Annotated in this window: 7 protein-coding genes; 2 read left to right on the top strand and 5 right to left on the bottom strand. The window is 68.9% G+C overall.

Annotation, left to right across the window (positions count from 1 at the left end):
- Positions 1–1991, top strand: a 1991-nt coding sequence (gene hrpB, locus ON40_RS11385) for an ATP-dependent helicase HrpB (RefSeq protein WP_040821380.1), incomplete at its 5' end; no start/stop codon positions are given.
- A gap of 74 nt (positions 1992–2065) precedes the next feature.
- On the opposite strand, the gene ON40_RS11380 is transcribed toward hrpB, so the two are convergent.
- Positions 2066–2857 carry an N-formylglutamate amidohydrolase gene (locus ON40_RS11380; protein ID WP_040821377.1) on the bottom strand — a complete coding sequence of 264 codons (792 nt, stop codon included), beginning with the start codon at positions 2855–2857 and terminating at the stop codon, positions 2066–2068.
- A gap of 67 nt (positions 2858–2924) precedes the next feature.
- The gene (locus ON40_RS11375; protein ID WP_040821559.1) at positions 2925–3488 is read right to left on the bottom strand and encodes a TetR family transcriptional regulator; all 564 of its coding nucleotides are present in this window, start codon (positions 3486–3488) and stop codon (positions 2925–2927) included.
- Positions 3489–3629: 141 nt separating this feature from the next.
- On the opposite strand from ON40_RS11375, the gene ON40_RS11370 reads away from it, so the two are divergent.
- Entirely contained in the window at positions 3630–4505 is an 876-nt protein-coding gene (locus ON40_RS11370) for an SDR family oxidoreductase (RefSeq protein ID WP_040821376.1), read from the top strand.
- A 75-nt stretch (positions 4506–4580) separates the two neighbouring features.
- On the opposite strand, the gene ON40_RS11365 is transcribed toward ON40_RS11370, so the two are convergent.
- From ON40_RS11365 to rplT, 3 genes are all read right to left on the bottom strand, one after another.
- Entirely contained in the window at positions 4581–4808 is a 228-nt protein-coding gene (locus ON40_RS11365) for a hypothetical protein (protein ID WP_245567756.1), read from the bottom strand.
- A 257-nt stretch (positions 4809–5065) separates the two neighbouring features.
- Complete coding sequence (locus ON40_RS11360; protein WP_040821371.1) at positions 5066–5941, bottom strand: TrmH family RNA methyltransferase; 876 nt, start codon at positions 5939–5941, stop codon at positions 5066–5068.
- A 42-nt stretch (positions 5942–5983) separates the two neighbouring features.
- The gene (gene rplT / locus ON40_RS11355; RefSeq protein WP_025348785.1) at positions 5984–6364 is read right to left on the bottom strand and encodes a 50S ribosomal protein L20; all 381 of its coding nucleotides are present in this window, start codon (positions 6362–6364) and stop codon (positions 5984–5986) included.
- Positions 6365–6404: the final 40 nt, after the last annotated feature.

Raw genomic sequence — 6404 nt, 5'->3', positions numbered from 1 at the left:
CCGCCGATCGGCTCGCGACGCTGCTCGGTGACGGCGAACCCGCACCCGTGCTCGAGGTGCAGGCGCGGACCTATCCGGTGGATATCGCCTATCTCCCCGTACTGCCGCGCGAACGAACCGAGGCGCAGGTGGCCCGCGCCACCCGCGCCGCACTCGACGGAACCTCCGGTGACGTATTGGTCTTCCTGCCCGGTGCGGCCGAGATCCGCCGAACCGCCCAGTTGCTGTCCGATCTGCACGATGTCGACGTGCTCGTCCTGCACGGCAGGCTCTCGGCTGCCGGACAGGACGCCGCACTGCGCCCCGGACCGCGCCGCCGGGTCGTCCTGTCCACGGCCGTCGCCGAATCCAGCCTGACGGTGCCGGGCGTGCGCGCGGTGGTGGATTCCGGACTCGCGCGGGTGCCGCGGATCGATCGCGGTCGCGGACTGTCCGGCCTTGCGACGGTTCGGGTTTCGGCGGCGGTCGCCGAACAGCGCGCCGGTCGCGCCGGGCGGCAGGCTCCCGGCTGGGCGTGGCGCTGCTGGCCCGAACGCGAGCACTCCACCCTGCCCGCCTATCCCGAACCGGAGATCCGCACCGCGGACCTGACCCGGCTGGCCCTGGAACTGGCCTGCTGGGGCACGCCTGACGGGCGCGGCCTGGCCTGGTGGGACGATCCGCCGCCCGGCGGACTGGCCGCGGGCCGAGAAGTGTTGCGCGCGTTGGGCGCGGTGGACACGGACGGCACGGTGACCGAGCGCGGGCGGGGGTTGTCCCGGGTGGGTCTGCATCCACGGCTGGCCCGTGCGTTGCTGGACGGTGCGACCGCGGTCGGCGCGCGGCCGGCAGCCGAGGTCGTCACGCTGCTCGACGATGAAACACTCACTCCCGCCATCGATCTCGTCGCCGCTCTGCGCACTCTGCGCCGGGAGCGTCCGGGTCGCTGGCGGCGTGAGGTCGAGCGGCTCACCCGGCTCACGGGCGAGATCGACCTCCAACAGACCAGCGCCGGAGACAGGTCACCCACGCAGGCCGATGATCCGGCGCTGATCGTCGCACTGGCCCATCCGGAACGTCTGGCGCGACGACGTGGCCCAGGCTCGGCAAGCTATCTCATGGCCAATGGCACGGCGGTGACGTTGCCGCCCGGTTCCGGCCTCGGCGACGCGGAATGGCTCGCGGTCGCGGTGGCCACCCGTGATCCGGGCCGCGCCGAGGGGCGGATCCGCTCGGCCGCCGTCGCCGACGAGCGACTGGCCCGCGAGGCCGCGCCGAATCTGTGCACCCGCGAGGACGAGGTGGACTGGATCGACGGCGAGGTCGTCACTCGGCGGATCGAGCGGCTCGGTGCGATCACCTTGTCGGAGCGATCTCTTCGCAATCCCGACCCGCACATGCTCAGCGCGGCAGTGCATTCCGGGCTCCGGTCGACCGGACTCGGCCTGCTGCACTGGAATTCGGACGCGATCGATCTGCGCAACCGCCTGGACTTCCTGCATCGCACCCTCGGCGCACCCTGGCCGCGCGTCGACGACGAGGCCCTGCTCATCGACCTCGACGCGTGGCTGGGCCCCGAACTGGCCACCGCCCGCCGCCGCGCCGATCTCGAGCGCATCGACGCCGGACAGGCGCTACGCCGGCTACTGCCTTGGCCAGAGGCGGCGCGACTGGACGAACTCGCACCCGACCGCATTCAGGTGCCCTCCGGCAGCCTGTTACGCCTGGACTATGCCGCCGATCCGCCGGTACTCGCGGTGAAGGTGCAGGAGGTCTTCGGCTGGACCGATACCCCGCGCCTCGCCGACGGGCGGGCGCCGATCCTGCTGCACCTGCTCTCACCGGCCCAACGTCCGGTCGCGGTCACCGCCGATCTGGCTTCCTTCTGGCACACCGGCTGGCCACAGGTCCGTGCCGACCTGCGCGGCCGCTACCCCAAACATTCCTGGCCCGAGGACCCCGGCACCGTCACGGCGCATCGCGGCACCGCCCGTAATGCCCGCCGCGCCTGATCCGTCCCTCGCCTGCGCCCCCGCAATTCGACGAGTCGCATCAGACTCGAATCCACGGTCGATCTCGCTGAGAATCAACTTGCAGCCCAACTGATCTCATCCAACAGACCGGCCAACGCGGATACGAGCACAGACGAGCCCGCATGCGGATCTCCGCCCGGTTCGACCATGTAGGTGTCGCGACGTATCTCCACCATCAGCGCCGAGACGTCCGGATTCCGGCCGTAATGCCGCAGCGGGACATAGGTGCCGGAGAACGGCGAATTCACCTCGACCTCGAAGTCGGCGAACGCATTCCGGGCAGCGGCGAGCAGCCGGGCCGGAGTGTGGAAGGAGTCCGCCCCCAGACAGACCTGCGGGCGCGGTCCCGCACCGTGCAGTTCGTACGGCAGCGCCACGCTCGGATAGGAATGCAGGTCCACGATGATCGCCCGGTCGGTGGCCGACACCCGGCTCTCGACGGCCCGGGTCATCGCCGCCGCGTAGGGCTCGTAATATCGTGCAAGTAATGCCTTTTCGTGTTCCGGATCATCCCGCCGGAGTCGAGCGCCGTGGGACGTCCGGGTGTACACGGCCCCCATGCCGACCGCACGCATCTCCTCCCGCTCATCCGGGAACCGTTCGGGATCCACCACCAGACGCGAGAGTTCGTTCACGAACAGCCACGGCCGTACCTCGGCTCGCGCCGCCGATTGTTCTGCCAGCATCGCGGTGTGCGCGTCGGTCATCCGGGACAGTTCGGCCGACAACTCGACGTCGTCCAGCGGGATGTGCGTGCGCACCTGCGCCGGAATCATCCGCGAATCGTGCGGGACATGAATCAGCACGGGCGAATCCGCCGCGCCCGGAATCACTGTGTACTGCATCAGCAGAGTGTCGCTCGGACCGCCGGAAAACCCGCACCCGAACCTCTTCCGCCACGCAGACCCTCGATCATCTTCCGGCCGTGACCGTTTCGAGCACCTGCAATGCCTCGGTGACGAATTCGGTCAGCTCTCGATCCTCGGCCTGGATCCAGCGGGCGAACGCGATCCGGAATGCCGCGAGCCCGGCCTCGGCGGCCAGGCTGGCGGCGGGCTCGGTGACGCCTCGCTCGCGCAGCGCGGACGCGGCAGTCGCGGCGAGGGAAGTGAGTTTGATCAGCTCGCGTTCCTGGAGCGAGGCGTTGGCGTCGATCACGATCTGACGCTGCCGGGCGAAGTCCCGGCGCTGCGCGAGCAGTTCGGCGAACGCCGTCAGCGCGGCGCCCATCGCCGCCATCGGTGCAGCCGAATCAGGCTGTTCAGCAATAATTTTCGAGATGAGTTCGTGCAGAGCATCCTGCCCGCCGAACAACACCTCGCGTTTGTCGCCGTAGTGCCGGAAGAAGGTGCGCTCGGTGAGCCCGGCCCGTTCGGCGATCTCCGCCACCGTCGCCTGATCGAATCCACGCTCCAGATACAGCTCCAACGCCGCCTGTGCCAGGCGGCCGCGCGCATCCGGTTCCCATCGAGCCATCTGTTCATGATAAGTGATGTCACCCACTGACTTCATATGATGACAGCGGCTGACATTACTGTTAGATTGATGTCATCAACTGACATCAGTGCCCGAGGGCGTCACAGACGCCCGGACGGTTACACAGGAGGTGTTCATTCCATGCGTCTCTTCGTCACCGGTGCATCCGGATGGGTCGGATCCGCACTTGTTCCCGAACTGATCGCCGCAGGTCACGACGTCATCGGCCTGGCCCGGTCGGACGCCTCGGCCGCTGCCCTGACCGCTGCGGGCGCCCAGGTGCAACGCGGCGATCTCCACGATCGGGACAGCCTGCGGGCGGGTGCCACGGCCGCCGACGGCGTCGTACATCTGGCCTTCATCCACGATTTCACCCGGTTCGAGGAAAACCAGCGCATCGACCGCGAGGTAGTCGACCTGTTCGGCGAGGTACTCGAGGGCTCGGACCGCCCGCTGGTCATAGCCTCCGGACTGGTCCCGCTCGACACCGGCAAGCCCGGCTCCAGCACCGGCCCGATGATCCGCCACGCCACCGCCGCCGCGACGATCCAACTGGCCGAACGGGGCGTGCGCTCGGTAGTGCTCGGACTCCCGACCACCGTGCACGGTGCGGGCGACCACGGCTTCATCCGCCGCATCGTCGACACCGCCAGGGAGAAGGGCGTTTCCGGCTACATCGACGACGGCGCGCACACCTGGCCCGCGACCCACCGGCTCGACGCCGCACACCTGGCCCTCCTCGCGGTGGAGAAGGCCCCCGCCGGAACCGTCGTGCACGCACTCGCCGAACCGGGCATCCCGACCCGCGACATCGCCGAGGCCATCGCCCGCAAACTCGACATCCCCGCCGTCTCCATCCCCAGCGAGAAGGCCACCGACCACTTCGGCTGGCTGGCCGCCATGTGGGGCACGAGCATCACCGGCGACAGCGGCCCCACCCGCGAACTACTCGGCTGGGCGCCGACCCACCCCACCCTCCTCGAGGACCTGGCCCAGCCCTACTACTTCGAGAACTGACCCGCACCCCACACCGATCCGGTCGGCTCCTGCGCAATCACGCACGGGCCGACCGGATTTCGCGTGCCGAATCGCTCATTTCCCGTCGGAGATCCCGCTGGACACCCGAACCACAACCTTGTCCTCGGTAACCTGCTGCACGGTCACCCCCACACCCGAAGTCGACCGCGTCTGCCCGACCGGCACCGAAACCTCCTGCCCCGCCACCGACAACACCGCCGTATCCCCATTGACCGCAACAAGTTTCGCATCCACCCCCAACACACTCGCCTTGGCGCTCACCCCCCGGTCGAACGTGATCACACACCCGTCGACCTGACACCGACTGGTAGCACCACCCCCGGACACAGTGCACCCGACAACCCCCACCACGGCGGGCGCGCCAAACAGAAACATGATCAGCAACCGTCGAAAACGCACCCCGCGCAGTGTAGGGCACCCGCCGGTTTCGCCCGGGTTTTCCGGAATATGCACCGTGCGAACCAGAGCCGCACTCGACTACGAAATCTCGGTCTGAGCATCCGAACCAGTTGCCCCGCAGTCCGGCCGACGACGATCGGTCAGCGGTGCTGGACTCGCGCGCCTGCGTAGAGGCAGATGGCAGCTGCGGCAGCAAGATTCAGGCTTTCGGCGCGGCCATGGATGGGGATGCGGATGCGGTGGTCGGCGCGGGCGGCCACGACGGGGTCGAGGCCGTGCGCCTCGTTGCCGAACAGCCAGGCCACCGGGCCGGAAAGGATATGTTCGGCGTCGTCGAGGTCGATCTCGCCGCGAGCCGTGGTGGCCAGGACGGTGATTCCGGCTTCGGACAGTCCGCCCAGGACCGCGTCGATATCGCGTTCGCGGGCCAGCGGGACGTGGAAAAGGCTTCCGGCGCAGGCTCGTACGCATTTGCCGTTGTGCGGGTCGACCGAATCACCGGCCAGGACCACGCCGTTCGCGCCGACGGCGTCCGCGACGCGGATCAGGGTGCCCGCGTTCCCCGGATCGGAAATCTCGACGGGCACCGCGAGCATCGAGGGCCGGGGCGTCGGCGTGACATCGGGGGGCGTACCGTCCACTCCCCGCGCCGACCGTCCGCTCTCCGCCGACCCGCTCGCCACACCCGGCGAAAGCACCTGCGCCAGCGGCACATCCACCTGACGGCAGACCGCGACCAGACCGGGCGAAGTGACCGTCTCGCCGAGCAGTTCGGCGGCGCGCTCACTCACCAGTGTGGTCCGCACCCCGGTGGCGGCGGCTCCGGCCACCAACTCGTGTTCACGTTCGGCGGCCCGAGGCGAGTAGAACAACTCCTCGATCCGGTCGGTATCCAGCGCTGCGGCAACCGAATTCGCGCCCTCGGCGAGGAACAGCCCGGTCTTGCGGCGGTGTGCGCCGCGATGCAGCTTGACAGCGGAAACGACCCGCGGATTGCGCTCGGAGAGCGCGTCCACGGGTCGTTCCCGATGCTGAGTGGTCAAGTGCCGGTTGCCGAATCAGGCGGCCGGGGCGTTGACGTCCTCGGGCAGCGCGGCCTTGGCCACCGCGACCAGGCCGGCGAAGGCCTCGGCGTCGGAGACGGCCAGCTCGGCCAGGATCTTGCGGTCGACCTCGACACCCGCGGCCTTGAGGCCCTGGATGAAGCGGTTGTAGGTGATGTCGTTCAGCCGCGCCGCCGCATTGATTCGCGCGATCCACAGCTTGCGGAAGTCACCCTTGCGCGCGCGCCGGTCGCGGTAGGCGTAGGTGAGCGAGTGCAGCTGCTGTTCCTTGGCCTTGCGGTACAGGCGCGAACGCTGCCCGCGGTAACCCTTGGAAGCCTCGAGAACGGAACGGCGCTTCTTCTGAGCGTTGACGGCCCTTTTGACGCGTGCCACTGGTCAGTCCTTGTTAGATCGTGGGGCGCTCACGGCGCCC

The sequence above is a fragment of the Nocardia jiangxiensis NBRC 101359 genome (genome assembly GCF_000308615.1).
GTDB classification, from domain to species: domain Bacteria; phylum Actinomycetota; class Actinomycetes; order Mycobacteriales; family Mycobacteriaceae; genus Nocardia; species Nocardia jiangxiensis.
The sequence above is the reverse complement of the archived record's forward strand: the minus strand, read 5'-3'. Positions and strand labels throughout refer to the sequence as shown.

What these genes read in the sequence shown, in the direction of transcription:
- ON40_RS11380 (WP_040821377.1), bottom strand. Translation starts at nt 2,857, where the DNA reads ATGCAGTACACAGTGATTCCGGGCGCGGCGGATTCGCCCGTGCTGATT.
- ON40_RS11375 (WP_040821559.1), bottom strand. Translation starts at nt 3,488, where the DNA reads ATGGCTCGATGGGAACCGGATGCGCGCGGCCGCCTGGCACAGGCGGCG.
- ON40_RS11370 (WP_040821376.1), top strand. Translation starts at nt 3,630, where the DNA reads ATGCGTCTCTTCGTCACCGGTGCATCCGGATGGGTCGGATCCGCACTT.